This is a genomic window from Bradyrhizobium sp. SRS-191, assembly GCF_024586915.1.
In the GTDB taxonomy this organism is placed as follows: Bacteria; Pseudomonadota; Alphaproteobacteria; order Rhizobiales; family Xanthobacteraceae; genus Bradyrhizobium.
The window spans coordinates 202,151-221,611 of sequence record NZ_JANBVS010000011.1; the positions used below are offsets into that span (position 1 = coordinate 202,151).

The 19,461-nt window shown below is 63.7% G+C and carries 13 protein-coding genes; 8 read left to right on the forward strand and 5 right to left on the reverse strand.

Annotated features, from left to right (window positions below; genetic code table 11):
- Positions 1–49 precede the first annotated feature (49 nt).
- Entirely contained in the window at positions 50–721 is a 672-nt protein-coding gene (locus NLR35_RS20900; protein WP_257168405.1) for a GntR family transcriptional regulator, read from the forward strand.
- 897 nt (positions 722–1,618) lie between these two features.
- On the forward strand, positions 1,619–2,179 hold the full coding sequence (locus tag NLR35_RS20905; RefSeq protein ID WP_257168406.1) for a tetratricopeptide repeat protein: 561 nt from the start codon (positions 1,619–1,621) through the stop codon (positions 2,177–2,179).
- Here NLR35_RS20905 and NLR35_RS20910 read toward each other — a convergent pair.
- Entirely contained in the window at positions 2,145–2,522 is a 378-nt protein-coding gene (locus tag NLR35_RS20910; RefSeq protein ID WP_257168407.1) for a hypothetical protein, read from the reverse strand. The genes NLR35_RS20905 and NLR35_RS20910 overlap by 35 nt on opposite strands.
- A gap of 378 nt (positions 2,523–2,900) precedes the next feature.
- Here NLR35_RS20910 and NLR35_RS20915 point away from each other — a divergent pair, with 378 nt between their 5' ends.
- Both NLR35_RS20915 and NLR35_RS20920 read left to right on the forward strand, forming a co-directional pair.
- Entirely contained in the window at positions 2,901–3,215 is a 315-nt protein-coding gene (locus NLR35_RS20915; RefSeq protein WP_257168408.1) for a hypothetical protein, read from the forward strand.
- Positions 3,216–3,514: 299 nt separating this feature from the next.
- Positions 3,515–3,784, forward strand: a complete 270-nt coding sequence (locus tag NLR35_RS20920; protein ID WP_257168409.1) for a hypothetical protein — start codon at positions 3,515–3,517, stop codon at positions 3,782–3,784.
- A 1,146-nt stretch (positions 3,785–4,930) separates the two neighbouring features.
- Here the strand turns inward: NLR35_RS20920 and NLR35_RS20925 are convergent.
- From NLR35_RS20925 to NLR35_RS20935, 3 genes are all read right to left on the reverse strand, one after another.
- The gene (locus NLR35_RS20925) at positions 4,931–5,557 is read right to left on the reverse strand and encodes a DUF1629 domain-containing protein (protein WP_257168410.1); all 627 of its coding nucleotides are present in this window, start codon (positions 5,555–5,557) and stop codon (positions 4,931–4,933) included.
- Positions 5,558–6,112: 555 nt separating this feature from the next.
- Positions 6,113–6,877, reverse strand: coding sequence for a DsbA family protein (locus tag NLR35_RS20930; RefSeq protein WP_257168411.1), 765 nt, complete (start codon positions 6,875–6,877; stop codon positions 6,113–6,115).
- A 98-nt stretch (positions 6,878–6,975) separates the two neighbouring features.
- Entirely contained in the window at positions 6,976–8,376 is a 1,401-nt protein-coding gene (locus NLR35_RS20935; RefSeq protein WP_257168412.1) for a M48 family metalloprotease, read from the reverse strand.
- A gap of 162 nt (positions 8,377–8,538) precedes the next feature.
- Here NLR35_RS20935 and NLR35_RS20940 point away from each other — a divergent pair, with 162 nt between their 5' ends.
- Both NLR35_RS20940 and dctA read left to right on the forward strand, forming a co-directional pair.
- Positions 8,539–9,738 (forward strand): pyridoxal phosphate-dependent aminotransferase, encoded by a 1,200-nt coding sequence (locus tag NLR35_RS20940; RefSeq protein WP_257168413.1) that lies wholly within the window; start codon positions 8,539–8,541, stop codon positions 9,736–9,738.
- 114 nt (positions 9,739–9,852) lie between these two features.
- Positions 9,853–11,190, forward strand: a complete 1,338-nt coding sequence (gene dctA / locus NLR35_RS20945; protein ID WP_257168414.1) for a C4-dicarboxylate transporter DctA — start codon at positions 9,853–9,855, stop codon at positions 11,188–11,190.
- A gap of 107 nt (positions 11,191–11,297) precedes the next feature.
- Here the strand turns inward: dctA and NLR35_RS20950 are convergent, their stop codons facing one another.
- Entirely contained in the window at positions 11,298–14,588 is a 3,291-nt protein-coding gene (locus NLR35_RS20950; RefSeq protein ID WP_257168415.1) for an Rne/Rng family ribonuclease, read from the reverse strand.
- Positions 14,589–15,418: 830 nt separating this feature from the next.
- Between NLR35_RS20950 and NLR35_RS20955 the strand changes: the two genes are divergently transcribed.
- Entirely contained in the window at positions 15,419–16,711 is a 1,293-nt protein-coding gene (locus NLR35_RS20955; protein ID WP_257168416.1) for an N-acetylmuramoyl-L-alanine amidase, read from the forward strand.
- A gap of 231 nt (positions 16,712–16,942) precedes the next feature.
- Positions 16,943–19,450, forward strand: a complete 2,508-nt coding sequence (locus tag NLR35_RS20960; protein WP_257168417.1) for a penicillin-binding protein 1A — start codon at positions 16,943–16,945, stop codon at positions 19,448–19,450.
- Positions 19,451–19,461 lie beyond the last annotated feature (11 nt).

The window sequence follows — 19,461 nt, forward strand, 5'->3', positions numbered from 1 at the left end:
TATGCAATGGATCTTTTCCTCGTGTCACCACTGTGAGACAGTGCCGGCCATGGCGACCGATGTGCCCCCCACCTTCATGATCGACCGCGACAACGTCTCTCTCGGCGAGGCGGTGTTCCGGGCCCTGTGCCAGGCGCTCGAGGACGGCGTCTATCGCTCGGGAGATCGGCTGCGCGAGGACGAGGTCGCCCAGCGGCTGAGCGTCAGCCGCACGCCGGTGCGCGAGGCGTTCGGGCGGCTGACGGCGAAAGGCTGGGTGCAGCCGGCCGGCGGCCGCGGCCTGATCGTGCGCAGCCTGGAACAGAGCGAGGTTCTCGAGCTGTACGCCATGCGAGAGATCCTCGAAGGCGCAGCCGCCCGGCTCGCCGCGCAATACGCCGCGCCGGCCGAGATCGGGGCGCTCCGCGACATTCACGCGCGCTTTGTGGGCGCGGCGGGCGATGCGGCCGAGCTCGCCCGGCTCAACCGGCTGATGCATGGCACCATCCAGCGCGCCGCGCGCAATCGCTACCTGGATGCCGCGCTGGCCGACATGCACGTGGCGATTTCGTTGCTGGGCGCCACGACCTTTGCCGCCGAAGGTCGCCCGGCCACCGCGGCCGCCGAACACGCCGAGCTCATCGCGGCGATCGCGGCCCGCGATCCCGACAGCGCCGAGTCGATCGCGCGCGGCCATATCCGCGAGGCGCTGCGGACCCGGCTCGGCATGAGCTCGAGATAGCGGTCGAGCAAGAGCGGGGAGCTCCGCGTTATTCTCGATGCCGATCATGCGCAGCTGAACATGAATTGGGCTCGCTGTTCGCCTCGGACGCACCAGCGCCGCCTCGCGGCGCAGTTGCGTCCGAGCTTTGCCTTTGGACATGCCCTCTTTCTGAGAAGAGGGCACGGGGAATGCCGGGAGCTGGCCGCCCCCATGGCCCGCCTGCGAAAAAAAATGCAGGCGGCAGGTACCACAGGTTCAGCCGAGACATCCCGGCATTCCCCGCGCGATGGTTGGAACGGCTGCTTCGCGTTCTCCCCGGTGCTCCGGGCTTTCTGGCCACCGTCGGCCGCAGGGCTCGTCCAGCCCTTCGACCTTGACACCAGCGTCGGGGTGTCAGGACCACGCGACTTGACCGTGCGCATCGATGCCGTTCGTCCGCGCAGACAAGCCACGCTGCAACATCGACACGCCCACCACATCCCGCCTCAACGTCCGTGACGACCGCGAAGCGTCCCTCTGATCGAGACGGGACGGGGATAGACAATCACGAATTCTGATAAGACGAAAGAAGAATGTTTTTCGCGACAGGACTGGACAGGGGGCATCGGCTTGAACGCGCGGGCGAAATCCGTTGTTTGGCGCACGCCGTTTGATGCCCGAACAAGACGGCCGAAGCCGTCCGTTCGGACAAGACGTGCCCGACGGGCGACTCGGCACTCCGCCAGCTCCAGCAAATCAACAGAGCGTTGAGCAGGCCCTACGAGGTCACGAGCCTATTGCAGAAGGTTGATTTCAATCGGCAGGCGACTGATGCTGTCGCACTTCGGAGACGAAGTGGCCAAATGTGCGGGGCGCAATTCGCGGTAGAACCGACGGAGTAAGTGGTGCTGATCTTCTCGGACGCACTCGGCTTTGATGTCGGAGAAGCTCGGGAGCTTCTCAGAAGGTGAGGAGGAGCAGGCTGTTGCCTATTTCGAGCAGTTCATCGCAAAGGGCTCGATCCTGGCCACGATCGAAATGGCGGAGTATTTGCAGGACAAGGGAGACAACTCCTGTAGTTTGCGCTGGATGGAAGAGGCCGAACGGGCAATCGGACCCGAGGACTTCGATTCGCTTCTCTATCTTTCGGAAGCTTTTCGGCGTGGACTCGGGGCCGGGACTGCCAAGGAGCGTTACTTTCGGGCCTTCGACCTGAAGGAGCGCGTGGCGGAAGCGGGTCATTTGGCGGCCAGTCGCGAAATGATCGTCAACTACGCTCATGGCCTGAATGGTGCTGCAAAGGACCCAGACCGGGCCATTTATTGGTTGAGGAAAGCTGCTGCGCTCAACGACGAAAGGCGAAGCAGATTCTTCGGGACGAAGGGGCTGATCACGTATGGGGGCAACGTGCAACTACGATTGACACCCATGGATCGAAATCCCGCCATCCGACGCCGGCAATCTACTCCAACTCAGCCATCTTTACCCAAGAGTTAAGTGGACGGCCTGCGACCTGCTGCACAGAGACGAGTAACCCATGGTCGTTGTCGACTGCAGCAGGAGTCTCAGGTGGAATAGATTGCAGAAGACGTTCGACTAAAACGCCATCCTTCCACTCGATCAAATATGCCATAGGCTCACTCACCAACTTGCTCAAATGAGCAAGCTCGTCGTGATCAAAGTCCGCTAGCACTCGATTGTCCCGGACGATCGAAAGCCAATCCGCCATTTGCTCGATGACAACCTGAGAATCGCTGACGTGCTTTCCTCCGTTGGATGCAGCCCATTTTTCGGGCGACCAAGTCCCACTGGAGTCGACGAGAAGCACGATGATGTTCATGGTTAATAGCCTCAATCAGCGTCTGCTCGCAGTTGATCGCGAAGCAGATCCGGAGAACAGATCGTTTCAGATCGGGTCCGTACCCAATGGTTGTCAAACCGGAATTACGGTGCACTTAACTCTTTTCCGCTGGAGCGCGCTGGCGACGGCTATTGAGTGCGCCGTAATTCTTGGGGAGAGGTGATCTTCAATCAAGCGGGTCTATTGATGACAGCTGTTTACTTCGTGATCATCGAATTGCGACTGCGGGTTGCGAACGTCGTGGACAACGATGCCGCCAAGAATCAAAAGAAAGCTGGTGTGAATTGGGCATAGGCTATGTTCCTCGGACCTCTCTCACAAATGGTCGAACTGAGATTTCACAGAAGGCTAGCTGTCATGGGCAAGTTTTACACCGACGATCAGATACGAGAAGCGATCGAAGCGTTAGAAGTTCACTCGCCTGGTATCTTTGAGAGAATGACGAAGATGGCTTCGACAACGGACCCTCTGAATGAGGAGCAGGGAAGAGAGATGACGGCGATTACGCGCGTGCTTAGTGTGGTCCTGCCAGAAGTGCCGTTTGTTGTAGAAGCCCAAGATAAAGGAGGAGCGCTAACGCGCCTCAGCATCGATTTGGGCAATGCGGTTCGAGCGGCTATTGAATCCGTCAAACTTGGCCCTGATCGGGCGTCAACATTCAAAAACGATTGATCTAGAGAGTGGCGCAATGCCGGATTGCGGTGACAGTGCACTTAACTGTTTTCCGCTGAAGCACGCTGGCGACGGCTATTGAGTGCACTGTCACCGTAATCCCGAGCTATCGCTTGAAGCCGAGTGACGTCTGCAGATGACCCATTTCGGACCTCAATCAGCGGGGCGGCAGATCTACGCTTTGCAGCACTGAACGCCGTCCAGGCAACTCGCTCCATTCGAGGAAGCTGTCGACGCAAGTTTCGGCAGAGGCCGAGACGTGCTAATGCCGATGGGAGGCCGCCCACATTGAGGCTCGGATGATCTTATATATCTGGATCGGCGTATTTGCAGCGTTGCTGGTAACCAAGCAAATTTTGCAATCGGAGATGATCCGCGACGAATTCCCCGGACAACCTCCTCTAGGGTACGCATGGCGTCGTGGTCTTGCTATTTTCATCGACCCAAATCGCTTTACCCAACGAGGCAAAGCTTATCGTCTCTGGACAATCCGGGTCGATGTTGCAACCCTGCTATGGGGCATCCCAGGATTGCCAATCGCTCAAATGCTTAATGGGCATTTCGGTTAGTTGAACGGACAATGTGACCTGCGGTGTCAGGACCTTCGCAATCTTCCGGCCAGAACAGATGCAAACGAGCGGTGGCTCGCTCCGCGGCCGCGTGATCGGGCTTCGGGAGGAAAGCGGATATGATAAATTGATCTTGGTAATGGCCGCTTCTGGCCCATCTCGGACTTGCCGCCTGGCGCCCGCAACGTCTGCCGTCAGGGTGCCACCGGAAGTTGGCGGCCCTGGGGTAGGGCCGCATTTGACCCAACTTGGACATGGCCGGGTTTGGCAATCGTTTCAGAAACACTGATCTCGATTGCGGTGACTGTCACGGTAACCCCAACCCCGAGGCGCCGAAGATCAAACGCGGATCTTTGATCCGTCATAATTATAACCGCAATTTCGAGGTCGTAAATTAGGGAGATTGTTAGAAAAAACGGTGCGTCGATGCGCAGAATGATTCACTTCTACATTCTCTTAACCGCAATCTTCCTAATGCCCGACCTAGTCCGTGCTGATGAACGGTCGTATACTCATGCGGCTCAACCGGCCGGGCATTTATATCCCGGCGGTTTGTACCGCGGCCATCGCTTTCGCTTAGTCGACGGCATCTGCCATGAGGCGTTCGTCGAAAAAGGCCGCTTAGTTGATCGGCCAACCTGCCAACAGAGCTGCGTATTTCTGAACTCTAAGTCAGAATTCGTCTTCACCGGATGTACCATATTCTGAAGTCGATGCCTAAGGCGCCCCTTAGAACCGCGACGACCCTAAAAATATCCAAGCGAGGCCGGGTTACGGTGACACCCATGGACTGAAAACCACTGAAAACACAGGCTATCGCCTCGCGTTCTCTTAGTTTTTCGCCGCGCTGTTTCCACATCGTCATGCCCGGGCCTCGTCCCGGGCATCCACGTCCAGCCGCGCATGCCGAACGACGTGGATGGCCGGGATGTAGCCCGGCCATGACGGCGGGGAGGCGGGTGAGCGCAAAATGCAAAGTGCGAAATGGGCGAGGGGGCTGGCACGGATTACGTTGACAGTGCATTTTACTTATTCGCCTTCCGGTCGTCATTAGATGCCGTAATCCCAGAAGACCGCGTTGTCCCCAGCGCGCACTAGATCATTCGGAATCGCAATCTCACGTTCCCGCCCATGAACTATTCGTCTTCAGTAATGGAGGACGTCCCGGAAGAGAATCCCCTTGAGATTCGCCTGCTCGCATGCTTCCCGCATGAATTGATCGCAAATAACAATCGACCTGCAGTAAGCCATCCGAAAGATGTGCGCCCCCACAACCGCCTCATCGCGGAAGACTAAGCTGCTTATCCCCACGTGCAACAAATAATATTTCTGCCCCTCATCCTGGCTGATTGTCAGACGCGAGTTCCCCTCGTCCAGCGCATCAAGCACGCGCACAACCGTACAAAGCCAATAGCGCGGGCCTTCCGTTCCATCAGGTAACCGCACATCACATGGAGTGAAGGCCAGGGCATCGAGATCAACGGCCTCAAACACCGCCTTCATCGAGTCAGAGATGAGCCAGTGCTTCCCGTACTCCTCGATGTCACGCGGTGCTCGGCCGAGCTTGCGGTCGAATAGAAAGCGAGGCTGTTCAGGAAAATCCGAATATCGGGGTTGCTGACCTAAATGTCGCAAATACCCCTTAAGGGTCGTCTCGTTTTGCAGCACAAATCCAGGCTTTCCTTCGAGGCGATAATTTGCATCGATGCAATAAAACCGGCGCCCCTTCGACTTCTGTTTGGACTTGGTATGCCTGGATGTCTCGTCGACCATAGGCTCTCAATCTCCGCGCTGCGCTTGAACAAGACCGCATGATCCGCTTATGGCCCGCGCCACATGGTCGCTTGACAAGCTTGCGAAACCAAACTGAGAACCAGCTCTCACTTCTGCCCTTCGGCTGGGATAGCATTACGCTGACGGTGTCACCGAAAACCGATGAAAACACAGGCTATCGCCTCGCGTTTTCTTAGTTTTTCGCCGCGCTGTTTCCACATCGTCATGCCCGGGCTCCGTCCCGGGCATCCACGTCCAGCCGCGCGTGCCGAACGACGTGGATGGCCGGGACGTAGCCCGGCCATGACGGCGGGGAGGCAGGCGAGCGCAAATGCCAAGTGCGAAATGGGCGAGGGGGCTGGCGCAGAGTTTCGGTCCGATCCCCCAAGATACCCAACGATCCCCAAGGCGGGCCAAGTCTACGAAGGCGCAGTCTGCAGCCCTCGGGGCCGGCTTGTCCTGCTCCACTGGCCACGCCCAAGCAAAAGGCCGGCTGATCCAGCCGGCCTTTGGTGTGATGTCCGTGATGTCAGACGTCGTCCGCGAGCGCGCGCGTCAGCAGCTCGCCTTGCCGCAGCGCGCGGTGCTGATCTTCTCGCGCAGGCCTTCGACGCCGACGGCGCCGATCACGACCTGCTTGCCGATCACGTAGCTCGGCGTGCCGTTCATGCCCATCTCCTCGGCGAGCTTGAAGTTCTCTTCGATCGTCGCCTTGGCCTCGGGGCTCGCCATGTCCTTTTCGACCCGCGCCATGTCGAGACCGAGTTCCTTGGCCACGGCGAGCGCGTGGGCCTTGTCGGCCTGGCCGCGGCCGCCGAGCAGCTTCTGGTGGAAGTCGAGATATTTCTGCGGCGCCTGCATGCGCACGGCGACGGCGACCTGCGCGGCTTCGACCGAGCCCTGGCTCAGCACCGGGAATTCCTTGAGCACGACCTTCAGCTTCGGGTCGCTCTTCATCAGCTCCATCATGTCGGTCATCGCGCGCTTGCAGTAGCCGCAATTGTAATCGAAGAACTCGACGAAGGTGACGTCGCCATCCTTGTTGCCGAGCATGACGCCGCGCGGCGAGTTGAAGATGGTCTCGGCGTTCTTGGCGATGCCCGCCTCATGCTTGGCCGCCTCGGCCGCGGTCTGCCGCTTCTGCAGCTCGGCCATCGCCTCCTCGAGCACCTCGGGATGGGCGATCAGATAATTCCTGACGATGGTCTCGATCTCGCCGCGCTGGCCGTCGGAGAAGCTCTCGGCAGACGCAACTTGCGGGGCGCCGCAGAGCGAGAGCGCGAACAGCGCCGCGGGAAGGAGCGTGCGGAGTGACGGCATGAAGGAGGTCCTCTGGGTCAAAATGATCGGGTCCTTGTCGAGGGCTGTGAGAGGTATTTCGGTAATCTTGGCGTGATATTAGCAGCAAATCGGTCGGTCTACTGGCTCGAAAGCGGCTTCGAAGCGACGATGTCGTCTGCCTTCACCCACCCCGGCGAGCCCACCGCAAAGCGGGTCTTGGCCCGGGATGCAAGCTCGCGGGCGGTCTTGTTGTCGCCACGGAGGAAGGCAGCCTGGGCCGACGCGAGGTCGGCCTCGGCATAGTCGCCCTTGCGGCCATAGGCCATCGCGAGCTGGGCGTAGCCGATCGGCGCCTCGGATTCGCGCGCGACAGCCGCCCGCAGGATCGAGATCGCCTCTTCCGTGTAGGCCTTGTTCTCCGATGCCACCAACGCCTGGCCAAGTAACATCTCGATGAGCGGCGCGTTATTGGACAGCTGCACCGCCTTGCGCAGCGGCGCGATCGCCTCGGTCGGACGCCCCCCTTCGAGCAGGGCCTGGCCGCGAACCTCCTGGAAATAGGGGTTGTTGGGCTGCACCTGGATCAGGGCGTCGATCTGGGTCAGCGCACTGCGCAGGTCGCCATGCAGATAGGTGGAGATCGCCCGCGCATAGCGCGCCGGCAGGCTGTTGTCGGACAGCGGATAGCGCCGCGCCACCGTGTCGGGCCGCTCCATGAAGGCCGAGATCTTGGCCCGGACCATGTCATGGCGCATCTGCAACGAAGCGTCGTCCTTCTTGTCCCAATAGGGCGACTGCCGCGCCAGGCCTTCCAGCGCCTCGACGCGGTCCGCCGGCATCGGGTGCGACTGCAAATAGGGGTCCGCGCCGCGCGCCGCGAACAGGCTCTCATTGGTGAAGCGCTTGAAGGTCTCGTACATGCCCTTTGGCGACTGCGCGGTGGCGGTGAGGAATTTGACGCCGGCGCGGTCGGCGTTCTCCTCCTGCTGACGCTGATAGGACAGCAGCGAGCGGCGGATCACCTCGCCCGGCGCCGACAGCGTCGCGGCGCCGGCATTGGCGAGGCCGCCATTGCCGCCGCCGCGGGAGGCGCCCATGGCGAGCGCGCCGGCGCCGAGAATGGTGGCGATGATCATCTGCGTCTGCGCGGTGGCGAGCTGCTGGCGCAGCTTGGCGAGGTGGCCGCCGGCGAGATGGCCGGTCTCGTGCGCGAGCACGCCGATCAGCTGGTTCGGATTCTCCGACTGCATGATCGCGCCGTAATTGACGAAGATGCGACGGCCGTCCGCGACGAAGGCGTTGAACGAGCTGTCGTTGATGATGACCATCTGGATGTTCTGCTTCTCGAGCCCGGCGGCGCGCAGGATCGGCCGCGTGTATTCACGCAGCAGCACCTCGGTCTCGGTGTCGCGCAGGATCGGCGGTCCCTTGCCCTGCTGGGCCGAAGCCGGCGCAACCGGTCCGAGCGTCATGGCGGCCGCGACGATCACGGCCAGCCCGCCGGACAATTTCTTGCGAAGCACGATTGGGAGCAACATCGGTCGATCTTTGCAATTGGCGCGAGGCTCGATACGGGCTATTGCCCACCAAACTGCGGAATGCGGCTCATCTGCGGCGAATGAGGCCCCATCAGGCCATGGTCCTCATGCCGGCCGGTCGAGAGAGCGGGTCCGAACAGGCGGGGTCAATAGCAGATATCCATGGTGGATGCGACAGTGATACCGACATTGGAACAGCGGCTCGCCAACCTGACCGCGCCGTCCGCGCGCAGCAATGTTCCCCCGTTCATGGTGATGGACGTGATGGCCGCGGCCGAGCGGATCGAGGCCGAGGGCGGCCATGTCATTCACATGGAGGTCGGCCAGCCGGCCGCGCCGGCACCGCGCACCGCGATCGCGGCCGCCCATGCCGCGCTCGATCAGGCCCGCATCGATTATACGTCAGCGCTGGGCCTGTCGTCGCTGCGGCAGCGAATCGCGCGGCATTATCGCGAGACGCATGCGTGCGAGATCGATCCGGCGCGGATCGTGATCACCACGGGATCCTCGGCCGGATTCATCCTCGCGTTCCTCGCGATGTTCGAGCCCGGCGACCGCGTTGCGGTCACCGTTCCCGGCTATCCGCCGTATCGCCACATCCTGACGGCGCTGGGCTGCGAGCCGGTGCTGATCGAGACCACGGCCGAGAATCGCCATGCGCTGACCGGCGAGGCGCTGCTCGCGGCGCATCGCAAGACGCCGCTCAAGGGCGTGCTGGTGGCGAGCCCGGCCAATCCGACGGGAACGATGATGTCGCGCGAGGCGCTCGGCGGTGTCATCGCGGCCGCGCGGGAGGCCGGCATCCGCTTCATCTCCGACGAGATCTATCACGGTCTCGACTACGCCTTTCCCGCGGTGACGGCGGCCGAGCTGTCGCGCGATGCGCTGATCATCAATTCATTCTCGAAATACTTCTGCATGACCGGCTGGCGCATCGGCTGGATGGTGGTGCCGGACGCGCTGGTTCGTCCGATCGAGCGCTTGCAGCAGAACCTCGCAATCTCCGTTCCAACCTTGTCACAGATCGCGGCAGAGGCCGCGTTCGACGGTCGTGCCGAGATGGAAGCCATCAAGCACGGCTATCAGGAGAACCGCCGCATCCTGATCGAGGGCTTCCCGAAGGCTGGCCTGACGCGGTTTCTTCCGGCCGATGGCGCCTTCTACCTTTACGCCGACGTCTCCGACTTCACCTCCGACAGCTTGGAGTTTGCCAAGCGCATGCTGGAAGAGACGCATGTCGCGGCGACGCCGGGCGTCGACTTCGATCCGATCCACGGTCGCAGCTTCGTGCGGTTCTCCTATGCACGCTCCGCTGAAGACATGCGCGAGGCCGTGGCCCGGATCGCGCGCTGGCTGGGCTAGGGTCCGGCGCGACCATCCTTCGTCGTCATTGACTCGGCCGCGACAATTTGTCTGAGGTGCGCGCCGCAAGGGCCGGGACAGACGAGGCCCGACAGACGAAGGTGGATCAGGCCGATGGCGGCAGCGACGGAAACCGGGACGCGCGGCGTCCCCCCACAAACGGGCAGCAAGCCCTGGTACAGCATTCTCTACATCCAGGTCCTGATCGCGATCGTGATCGGTGTCCTGATCGGCTGGCTGTTCCCGAACCTCGCCACCAACGAGTGGATCAAGGCGCTCGGCGACGGCTTCATCAAGCTGATCAAGATGGTGATCGCGCCGATCATCTTCTGCACCGTGGTGTCCGGCATCGCCCACATCCAGAACGCCAGCAAGGTCGGCCGGGTCGGCGTCAAGGCGCTGGTCTATTTCGAGATCGTCTCGACCTTCGCGCTGCTGCTCGGCCTGATCGTCGGTAATCTGGTCCCCCTCGGCCATGGCCTCGCTGCCAAGCCGGATGCGGCGGCGGTTGCCAACTATGTCAAGCAGGCGGAAGCGCAGAAGTCGGTCGATTTCGTGCTCAACATCATTCCGGACAGCGTCGTCGGCGCGCTGGCGCGTGGCGACATCCTGCAGGTGCTGCTGTTCGCGATCCTGTTCGGCTTCGCGCTGATGGCGCTCGGCGAGCGCGGCCACCGGCTGCGCGACGTGATCGACGATACCGCGCACGCGGTGTTCGGCGTCATCGCCATCGTGATGAAGGCGGCGCCGGTCGGCGCGTTCGGCGCCATGGCCTATACGATCGGCAAATACGGTCCGGCGGCGCTCGGCAACCTGATCGGGCTGATTGCGCTGTTCTACGTCACGGCCGGCCTGTTCGTCGTGATCGTGCTCGGGCTGATCGCGCGCTTCATCGGCTTCAGCATCTTCAAGTTCGTTGCCTACATCAAGGACGAGCTGTTGATCGTGCTCGGCACGAGCTCGTCGGAGAGCGCGCTGCCGCAGCTGATGGAGAAGCTCGAGCGGCTCGGCTGCTCCAAGCCGGTGGTCGGCCTGGTCGTGCCGACCGGTTACTCCTTCAACCTCGACGGCACCAACATCTACATGACGCTGGCAACCCTGTTCATCTCGCAGGCGCTCGGCGTCGACCTCTCGTTCAGCCAGCAGATCACCATCCTGGTCGTGGCCATGCTGACGTCGAAGGGCGCCAGCGGCGTCACCGGAGCCGGCTTCATCACGCTGGCCGCAACGCTGTCGGTGGTCAATCCCGCGCTGGTGCCGGGCATGGCGATCGTGTTCTCGATCGACAAGTTCATGAGCGAGGTGCGCGCGCTCACCAACATCACCGGCAACGGCATCGCCGCGGTGTTCGTGTCGTGGTGGGAGGGCGAGCTCGATCACGACCTGCTGCAGAGGCGGCTCAATCAGCAGATCGACCCGTCCGACGTCGAGACGGCGGTCACGACGGGCTGAGTCGTCCGGGCATCACAGCCACGCCGAAACAGAACCAAGCTCGAACGAAAACGCCCGGCCGTCTGGCCGGGCGTTTTGCATGGAGCTGTCTGAAACCGGCGGACGGCTTACTGCCCGCCGCCAAAGCGGCGCGACCACCAGCCGGCCCGCCGCGGGGCTACCGGCGCAGTGCCGTCCGTGGCTGCCGGTTCGGTTGCGACCGGCTCGGAGGTTGCGCTCTCGGCGGCCGGAGCGGCCGGGCTGCTCTCGGCGGCGTTCACCGCCGCAGCCGCGCTCTCGGGCCTGGGCTCAGTGACGAAGCTGACCTTCTCGCGCACCGTCGAGCGCCGCGGAGCCTTCTCGGACTCAGGCTTGGCGGCTTCAGGCTTGGCGGCCTCGGTCTTTGCAGCTTCGGCCTTGGGAGCCTCGGTCTCCTGCACAGGGGCAGGGGGCTCGGCGACCTGCGTCGCAGCCGCAGCAACGGGCTCATCTACCTCGGCTGCAACAGCGTGGACCGGCGTTGCCTGCTCGGCCGGCTCGTCCTCATGCAGGGCCGCGCCATTGCCGTCGAAATCGGCGACCGCGGATTCCACCTCGGAGGCCGAGGCCGGCGTCAGCTCATCACCGATCGAGGCAGCAAGGCCGTCCTCGGCGCCACCACGACGGCGGCGGCCACCGCGGCGTCCGCGCCGGCGAGGACGCCGCTCGCCGCCGGCCTGATCGGTCTGCTCGCCTTGCGCGAAAGCGGGCTGTTCCTCGCTCTCGTCATCCTCGGCATCGGAGTCCTCAACGGGCTGCTCGCCAGCAAAGCCCGGCTCGGCGCTCGGCGCTGCGACGGTGCCTTCCGGAAGCGCACCCTCGCGGGCTTCGCTGCCACGGCCGCGACGCCGCCGGCGGCGCTTGCGGCGCTGACCGTCGCGTTCGCCCTCGCCGGCGCTGCCCTCAGTCGCGTCCTCGGACAGGCCTTCGGTTTCCTCGGTCTCGACCTCGGACTCGGTCTCGACGTCGAACGCTTCGTCCTCGTCGTAGATCTCCTCGGCCACCAGCGGCGGCGCGGACGCCTGCGCCACGAGCAGCGCCTTGGCGGCCTCGAGCGTATGCACCTGCTCGCCGCGATCGATGATGAAGGATTGCTGGCCGCTCACGCTCGGATCGGCAATCACGGCGAGCGAGACCTTGAAGCTGTTCTCGAGGTCGCGCAGATGGCCGCGCTTGTGGTTGAGCACGTAGAGCGCCACCTCGGTGCGGGTGCGGACCACGAGATTGTGGGTCGCGCCCTTCATCAGCGCCTCTTCGAGGCTGCGCAGCAGTTGCAGCGCCACCGAGGAGACCGAGCGGACGTGGCCGGTGCCGCCGCAATGTGCGCACGGCTCGGTCGAGCTCTCCAGCACGCTGGCGCGGATGCGCTGGCGCGACATTTCCAACAGGCCGAAATGCGAGATGCGGCCGACCTGGATGCGCGCGCGGTCCTGCCGCAGGCAGTCCGACAGCTTGCGCTCGACGGAGCGGTTGTTCCGCTTCTCGTCCATGTCGATGAAGTCGATGACGATCAGGCCGGCGAGGTCGCGCAGGCGGAGCTGCCGCGCAACTTCCTCGGCGGCCTCCATGTTGGTCTTGAGCGCGGTGTCCTCGATGTGATGCTCGCGCGTGGCGCGGCCGGAGTTCACGTCGATCGAGACCAGCGCCTCGGTCTGGTTGATGACGATGTAGCCACCCGAGCGCAGCTGCACGGTCGGCGAGAACATCGCGTCGAGCTGGCTCTCGACGCCCATGCGCGAGAACAGCGGCTGGCCGTCGCGATACTGCTTCACCGCCCGGACGTTGGTCGGCATCAGCATCTTCATGAAGTCGTGCGCTTCGCGATAGCCGGCTTCGCCGGCCACCAGGATCTCGTCGATCTCCTTGTTGTAGAGATCGCGCAGCGAGCGCTTGATCAGGGAGCCTTCCTCATAGACGAGGGTCGGGGCCTGCGACTTCAGCGTCATGTCGCGGACGGTTTCCCAGAGACGCAGCAGATATTCGAAGTCGCGCTTGATCTCGGGCTTGGTGCGGTTGGCGCCGGCGGTGCGCAGGATGACGCCCATGCCCTCGGGCACGTCGAGGTCCTGCACGACTTCCTTCAGGCGCGAACGGTCCTGGGCCGAGGTGATCTTGCGGCTGATGCCGCCGCCGCGCGCGGTGTTGGGCATCAGCACGGCGTAACGGCCCGCCAGCGACAGATAGGTGGTCAGCGCAGCGCCCTTGTTGCCGCGCTCCTCCTTGACGACCTGCACCAGCATCACCTGGCGGCGCTTGATGACCTCCTGGATCTTGTACTGACGGCGCGGACGGAAGGTGCGCTCCGGCACCTCCTCGAGCACGTCGTCGCCCCCGACAGATTCGACGACCTCTTCCTCGATCTCCTCGTCGTCGTCCTCGTGATCGTCGGAGACCGGCTCGGCGCCGTTCTCGTCACCCGGCACGATCGTGACGCCGTCGCCCTCGTGTTCGCCGACCGGAGCGACGTCCTCGTCGTGGTCGTGCTCGTCATGGTCATGATGATCATGCTCATGATGGTCGTGGTCGTGGTCGTGGTCGTGATGGTCGTGGTCATGCTCGTCATGAGAGTGGGTCTCATGATCGTCGTCTGCCTCGGCGGCGGCCGCGGAGGCCGCGACGAGCGCGTCGCTGATCGAAGCAGCCACAGGTTCTGCGGCTTCCACGGCTGGTTGCTCTGCGGCAGCGACGGGCTCCGCCGGCGCGTGTGCAGTGACGGCTTCGTGAGCGGCGTCGGCATGGACGTGCGACGGCTCGGCCGCGCCCTCATGGGAGCCGCCCGCGTCATCGTGCTCGGGGGCGCTCAGCGGCGCTTCGGAGAAGCCATGTGTCTCGTCATGTGCCTTGTCATGGGTCTCGCCGTGCTCGCCGGCTTCGCCATGCGGCTGATCCGAATGATCCTCCTGCGCGTAAGCGTGATGCTCATGCGCCTCGTGGTCGGCCTCATGGCCTTCGGCCTCGACGGCCTGACCGGCGTCCACGGCCTCCACGATCTCGCTCTGCACGCGCTCGCCGCTGCCGCGGCGCCGCGAGCTGCGGTGGCGGTTGCGCCGGCGATTGGAGCGGTTCTCGCTCTCCTCTTCGGCTTCGCGGTGGGCGCGCTCCTCGGCCTCGATCAGCGCCTGCCGGTCGGCGACCGGGATCTGGTAGTAGTCGGGATGGATTTCGCTGAAAGCCAGGAAGCCGTGGCGATTGCCGCCGTACTCGACGAAGGCGGCCTGGAGCGAAGGCTCGACGCGGGTGACCTTCGCCAAGTAGATGTTGCCCCGGAGTTGCTTGCGCTGGGCAGTTTCGAAATCAAATTCCTCGACGCGGTTGCCGCGGACGACAACCACCCGGGTCTCTTCCGGGTGGGTAGCATCGATCAACATCTTGTTGGGCATATTGGAACTCTTGGAGGCGACGGACGCGGTTGGCCGCGAGCGCGTGGCGCGCTGTCGGATGACGCGACGGTCCACCTGATTCGGGGGTGAGGGGAAGGCCTAAACGCGTCTGGCGCCGCGCCAACCCTGATGCCGGCGGGGCGACTGGCCGGGCGGGGGTCAGGCCCCGCATCGGCGCGGATCGTCCGCTGGTCATGGTTGGCAACTCAGTTTGGCGCATCAAGCGTCGGCCCGTCTGGAATATGTGGGCGGCAGCGGGTGCCGCCTGTCTCTTGCCGAAGGCCAGATCGCGTCGAAACGCTTGCCCTGGAATAATACCCACCCCGTCAGGAATGTGGTATTAGGCTACGCCGTGTCTGACCTTGGCCATATCTGACCTCGTGCCCGTGCGGTCTCTGCGAGACGGCGCCTGCGCTAGGCGCTACTCGGCTCGTGACCGGCTCTCCGTCGCAGCCGCGCGGGGGCGCGCAGACTTGGGAGCGTCGGAAAGGCGCTGGAATCTCCGCAATGATCGAGGGCCCGACTTTGAGAACCCGATCACGAAGCTTCCGGCGTTTCACCGGGAGGTTGAACGCGACACAACCGGCAGTAAGGAATAGCCTTCAGCCCTTCGTACATACGAGGAATGGTCAGGCGGTGCAAGGGAAGCGTCGCGGAACCGCAACAATCGGTGGCCTTTAACGAAAATGACAAAATTAGGCGGTTAACCCCTGGGATTGGTTGCGGTAAGACGGTCCCGCGGAGGCATGGAATTGGCAGCTGGCCGGGCAGATTACCTTTCTTTGCTGGGATGCGCGGCGCTCTGCGTCACGCAAATGTTATGCGCGGGTATGTCTGCGGCGCAGGCCCAGAGCGCGCCGGTCGTCCAGCCCCAACCCGCGATCGCCGCACCGGTATTTCCGATCGCGACCGATGCAAGGCTTGCCGGTGATTCCCGGCAGACCCGGTTCGTCCTCGATCTGGACAGAACGGTTCCCTTTCGCGCGTTTGCGCTCAGCGATCCCTATCGCGTGGTGGTGGATCTGCCGCAGGTCAGCTTTCACCTGCCGACCGGCGCCGGAAGCGGCGGCCGGGGGCTTGTGAAGGCGTTCCGCTATGGGCTGGTGATGCCCGGCGGGTCGCGCATCGTGTTCGATCTGACGGGGCCGGCGCGAATCGCCAATTCGACCGTGCTCGATGCCGCCAACGGCCAGCCGCCGCGGCTGGTGCTCGAGCTGGAGGAGGTCGACGAGGCGACCTTTGCCCGCTCCGTCGGCGTCGATGGCCGGTCACCGTCCAAGCAGGCCGATTCGACGGCTTCGGGAGCTACAGCAGGGCCTCCGGCCGTCAGGCCGCCGCCGACCACCGTCGCGGTCGCAACGCCCCCGTCCGGCGGGCCGCCGGACACGAGGCCGGTGGTCGTGATCGATCCCGGTCATGGCGGCATCGACTACGGCACTCAGGGCGGCGAGGTTCCCGAGAAGAATCTGGTGCTCGCCTTCGGCCAGGCGCTGCGCGACCGGCTCGAACGAGCCGGCAAATACCGCGTCGTGATGACCCGCGACGACGATACCTTCATCCCGCTCGGTGACCGCGTGCGAATCGCCCAGAAGCAGTCGGCGGCGCTGTTCGTGTCGATTCACGCCGATGCCCTGCCGAAGGGCGAAGGAAGCGCGCAGGGCGCCACCATCTATACCCTGTCGGACAAGGCCTCGGATGTCGAGGCGGAGCGGCTGGCCGAGGCGGAAAACCGCGCCGACCAGATCGGAGGCGTCAACCTCACCGAGGAGCCCGCAGACGTCGCCGACATCCTGATCGATTTGGCGAGGCGGGAAACCCGCACGTTTTCCAATCGCTTCGCCCGGGTGCTGATGAACGACATGAAGACCTCGGTGCATATGCATAAGCGGCCCTTGAAATCGGCGGGGTTCCGGGTGCTCAAGGCGCCCGACGTGCCTTCGGTTCTGGTCGAGCTCGGCTATGTCTCGAACAAGGGCGACATGGGGAACCTGGTGTCGGAGACATGGCGGTCGCGCACGGCGGAAGCGATGGCGCGGGCGATCGATGCGTTCCTGGCCAAGCGGGTCGCCAATGCCGCCGGCGAGCGGCCTGACAAGCCCGCGCCCATCCGTGCAAAGCCCTAGTTTGGCCACAGCAACCGCCGTATAAACGTGCTGCGAGGCACCAGGAATCAGGTGAGGATTCCTTCTCTGCAGACTTGTGATAGGCTTGACCGCTGATGGGCTTGACCGTGCGGTTTTCCGCCATGGGTTGCGCGGCATTGCAGCCGCCCGCGTGATGTTTGCGGCAGCGTCTTGCGAGACGCGTCGTGTCCGAGCCGAGAGACGAACAAGAGTTGGAACGGATATTCGCCGATGCGCTTTCTGGTGCGGTTTTTGGGCTTCCTGTTCGCCGCAGGTACGGTTGTGTTCCTGGTCGGTGTGGCGGCAGCGGCCGGCCTGATCTGGCATTTCTCCAAGGACCTGCCTGACTACTCTCAGCTGCAGGATTACGAGCCACCGGTGATGACGCGCGTGCACGCGGTCGACGGTTCGCTGGTCGGTGAATATGCCCGCGAGCGCCGTCTCTATCTACCGATCCAGGCGGTTCCCAAGCTCGTCATCAACGCCTTCCTCGCCGCCGAGGACAAGAACTTCTACGAGCATGGCGGCATCGACTTCACCGGCATGGCGCGTGCCGCCGTCGTCTATGCGCAGAACTTCGGCTCGAACCGCAGGCCGCAGGGTGCGTCGACGATCACTCAGCAGGTCGCCAAGAACTTCCTGCTGACCAACGAGGTCTCCTTCGCGCGCAAGATCAAGGAAGCGCTGCTGGCGATGCGCATCGAGCGCACCTATTCGAAGGACAAGATTCTCGAGCTCTATCTGAACGAAATCTATCTCGGCTCCGGCGCCTACGGCATCGCCGCGGCGTCGCTGGTGTATTTCGACAAGTCGGTCAACGAACTCACGGTCGCCGAGGCGTCCTATCTCGCGGCGCTGCCGAAGATGCCGGGCAGCCTGCATCCGATCCGCAACCGCGATCGCGCCATCGAGCGCCGCAACTACGTCGTCGACCGCCTCCTGGAGAATGGCTGGATCAAGCAGGCCGACGCCGAGAAGGCGCGCAAGGATCCGCTGACCATCGCGAGCCGCAACACCGGCGCGCACATCTTCGCCGGCGAGTATTTCGCCGAGGAAGTGCGGCGCGACATCTTCGAGCGCTACGGCGAGAAGAAGCTCTACGAGGGTGGCCTGTCGGTTCGGACGACGCTCGATCCGAAGGTCCAGGTCATGGCGCGCAAGGCCATGGTGGCCGGCCTCGTGAGGTATGACCAGGAGCAGGGCTATCGCGGCGCCGTCTCCAAGCTCGACATTTCCGGCGATTGGGGACTCAAGCTCGCCGAGATCAAGTCGCTGTCCGACATTTCGCCGTGGCGCATGGCTGTGGTGCTCGAGACCAGCGATCAGTCGGCGCGCATCGGCTTCCAGCCGCCGCGCGAACTCGGCGGCGCGGTCAGCAAGGAACGGCAGACCGGCCTGATCACACTCGATGGCGTGAAGTGGGCGCGTGCGGCGACCGGCAATGGTCGTGGCAAGGTCCCGACCTCGGTGGCTCAAGTGCTGCAGCCGGGTGACGTGATCTATGCCGATCCGCTGTTCAAGGAAGGCAATCCCGTCGAAGGCCAGTATCGGCTCGAGCAATTGCCCGAAGTCTCCGGCGCGATGGTCGCGATGGATCCGAACACCGGGCGCGTGCTCGCGATGGTTGGCGGCTTCTCCTTCGACCAGAGCCAGTTCAACCGGGCCACGCAGGCCTATCGGCAGCCGGGGTCGTCGTTCAAGCCGATCGTCTATTCCTCGGCGCTCGACAACGGCTACACGCCGTCGACCCAGGTCGTCGACGCGCCGATCGAGATCGACCAGGGGCAGGGCGGCCAGGTCTGGCGTCCCGACAACTTCTCGAACGGCAAGTATCTCGGACCCACGACCCTGCGCAATGCGCTGCGCCTGTCGCTGAACACGGTGACGGTGCGGCTCGCGCAGGACGTCGGCATGCCCTTGATCTCGGAATATGCGCGCCGCTTCGGCGTCTATGACGAGCTGCCGAACTATCTGTCCTACGCGCTCGGCGCCGGCGAGACCACCGCAATGCGCATGGTCACGGCGTATTCCATGATCGCCAATGGCGGCCGCCGGGTGAAGCCGACCTTGATCGACCGAATCCAGGACCGTTACGGCCACACCATCTTCAAGCACGATGCCCGCGAGTGCCGCGGCTGCGATGCCCCGGACGGCTGGAAAAACCAGAGCGAGCCGCAGCTCGTCGATCGCCGCGAGCAGGTGCTGGACACCATGACGGCCTACCAGATCACGTCGATGCTCGAAGGCGTGGTGCAGGCGGGCACGGCGACCGTGCTGAAGGAGGTCGGCAAGCCGATCGCCGGCAAGACCGGCACCACAAACGAGGCCAAGGACGCCTGGTTCGTCGGCTTCTCGCCGGATCTCGCGGTGGCCATCTACATGGGCTACGACAAGCCGCGTCCGCTCGGCAAAGGCAATGCCGCGACGGGCGGCCACCTCGCCGCGCCGATCGCCAAGGACTTCATGAAGCTCGCGCTGGCCGACAAGCCGGCCACGCCCTTCAAGATCCCGGCCGGCATCAAGCTGGTCCGCGTCGATGCCAAGACCGGCATGCGGGCGAGCCCGGGCGACGGTGGCCGCACCATCATGGAGGCGTTCAAGCCGGGCACCGCGCCGCCGGACAACTACTCGGTCATCGGCGTGGCCGATGCCGATGGGCGCGGGATGCCGTCGCAAGCGGGCGGCCAGCCTGATTCGGGGAACTTCATCATCCGGCCGGGCACGGGTAGCCTCTATTAGACGGGCGAAAC

What these genes read in the sequence shown, in the direction of transcription:
- NLR35_RS20920 (WP_257168409.1), top strand. Translation starts at nt 3,515, where the DNA reads ATGATCTTATATATCTGGATCGGCGTATTTGCAGCGTTGCTGGTAACC.
- NLR35_RS20930 (WP_257168411.1), bottom strand. Translation starts at nt 6,877, where the DNA reads ATGCCGTCACTCCGCACGCTCCTTCCCGCGGCGCTGTTCGCGCTCTCG.
- NLR35_RS20905 (WP_257168406.1), top strand. Translation starts at nt 1,619, where the DNA reads ATGTCGGAGAAGCTCGGGAGCTTCTCAGAAGGTGAGGAGGAGCAGGCT.
- dctA (WP_257168414.1), top strand. Translation starts at nt 9,853, where the DNA reads ATGGCGGCAGCGACGGAAACCGGGACGCGCGGCGTCCCCCCACAAACG.
- NLR35_RS20910 (WP_257168407.1), bottom strand. Translation starts at nt 2,522, where the DNA reads ATGAACATCATCGTGCTTCTCGTCGACTCCAGTGGGACTTGGTCGCCC.
- NLR35_RS20950 (WP_257168415.1), bottom strand. Translation starts at nt 14,588, where the DNA reads ATGCCCAACAAGATGTTGATCGATGCTACCCACCCGGAAGAGACCCGG.
- NLR35_RS20955 (WP_257168416.1), top strand. Translation starts at nt 15,419, where the DNA reads ATGTCTGCGGCGCAGGCCCAGAGCGCGCCGGTCGTCCAGCCCCAACCC.
- NLR35_RS20960 (WP_257168417.1), top strand. Translation starts at nt 16,943, where the DNA reads ATGCGCTTTCTGGTGCGGTTTTTGGGCTTCCTGTTCGCCGCAGGTACG.
- NLR35_RS20915 (WP_257168408.1), top strand. Translation starts at nt 2,901, where the DNA reads ATGGGCAAGTTTTACACCGACGATCAGATACGAGAAGCGATCGAAGCG.
- NLR35_RS20900 (WP_257168405.1), top strand. Translation starts at nt 50, where the DNA reads ATGGCGACCGATGTGCCCCCCACCTTCATGATCGACCGCGACAACGTC.
- NLR35_RS20940 (WP_257168413.1), top strand. Translation starts at nt 8,539, where the DNA reads ATGGTGGATGCGACAGTGATACCGACATTGGAACAGCGGCTCGCCAAC.
- NLR35_RS20925 (WP_257168410.1), bottom strand. Translation starts at nt 5,557, where the DNA reads ATGGTCGACGAGACATCCAGGCATACCAAGTCCAAACAGAAGTCGAAG.
- NLR35_RS20935 (WP_257168412.1), bottom strand. Translation starts at nt 8,376, where the DNA reads ATGTTGCTCCCAATCGTGCTTCGCAAGAAATTGTCCGGCGGGCTGGCC.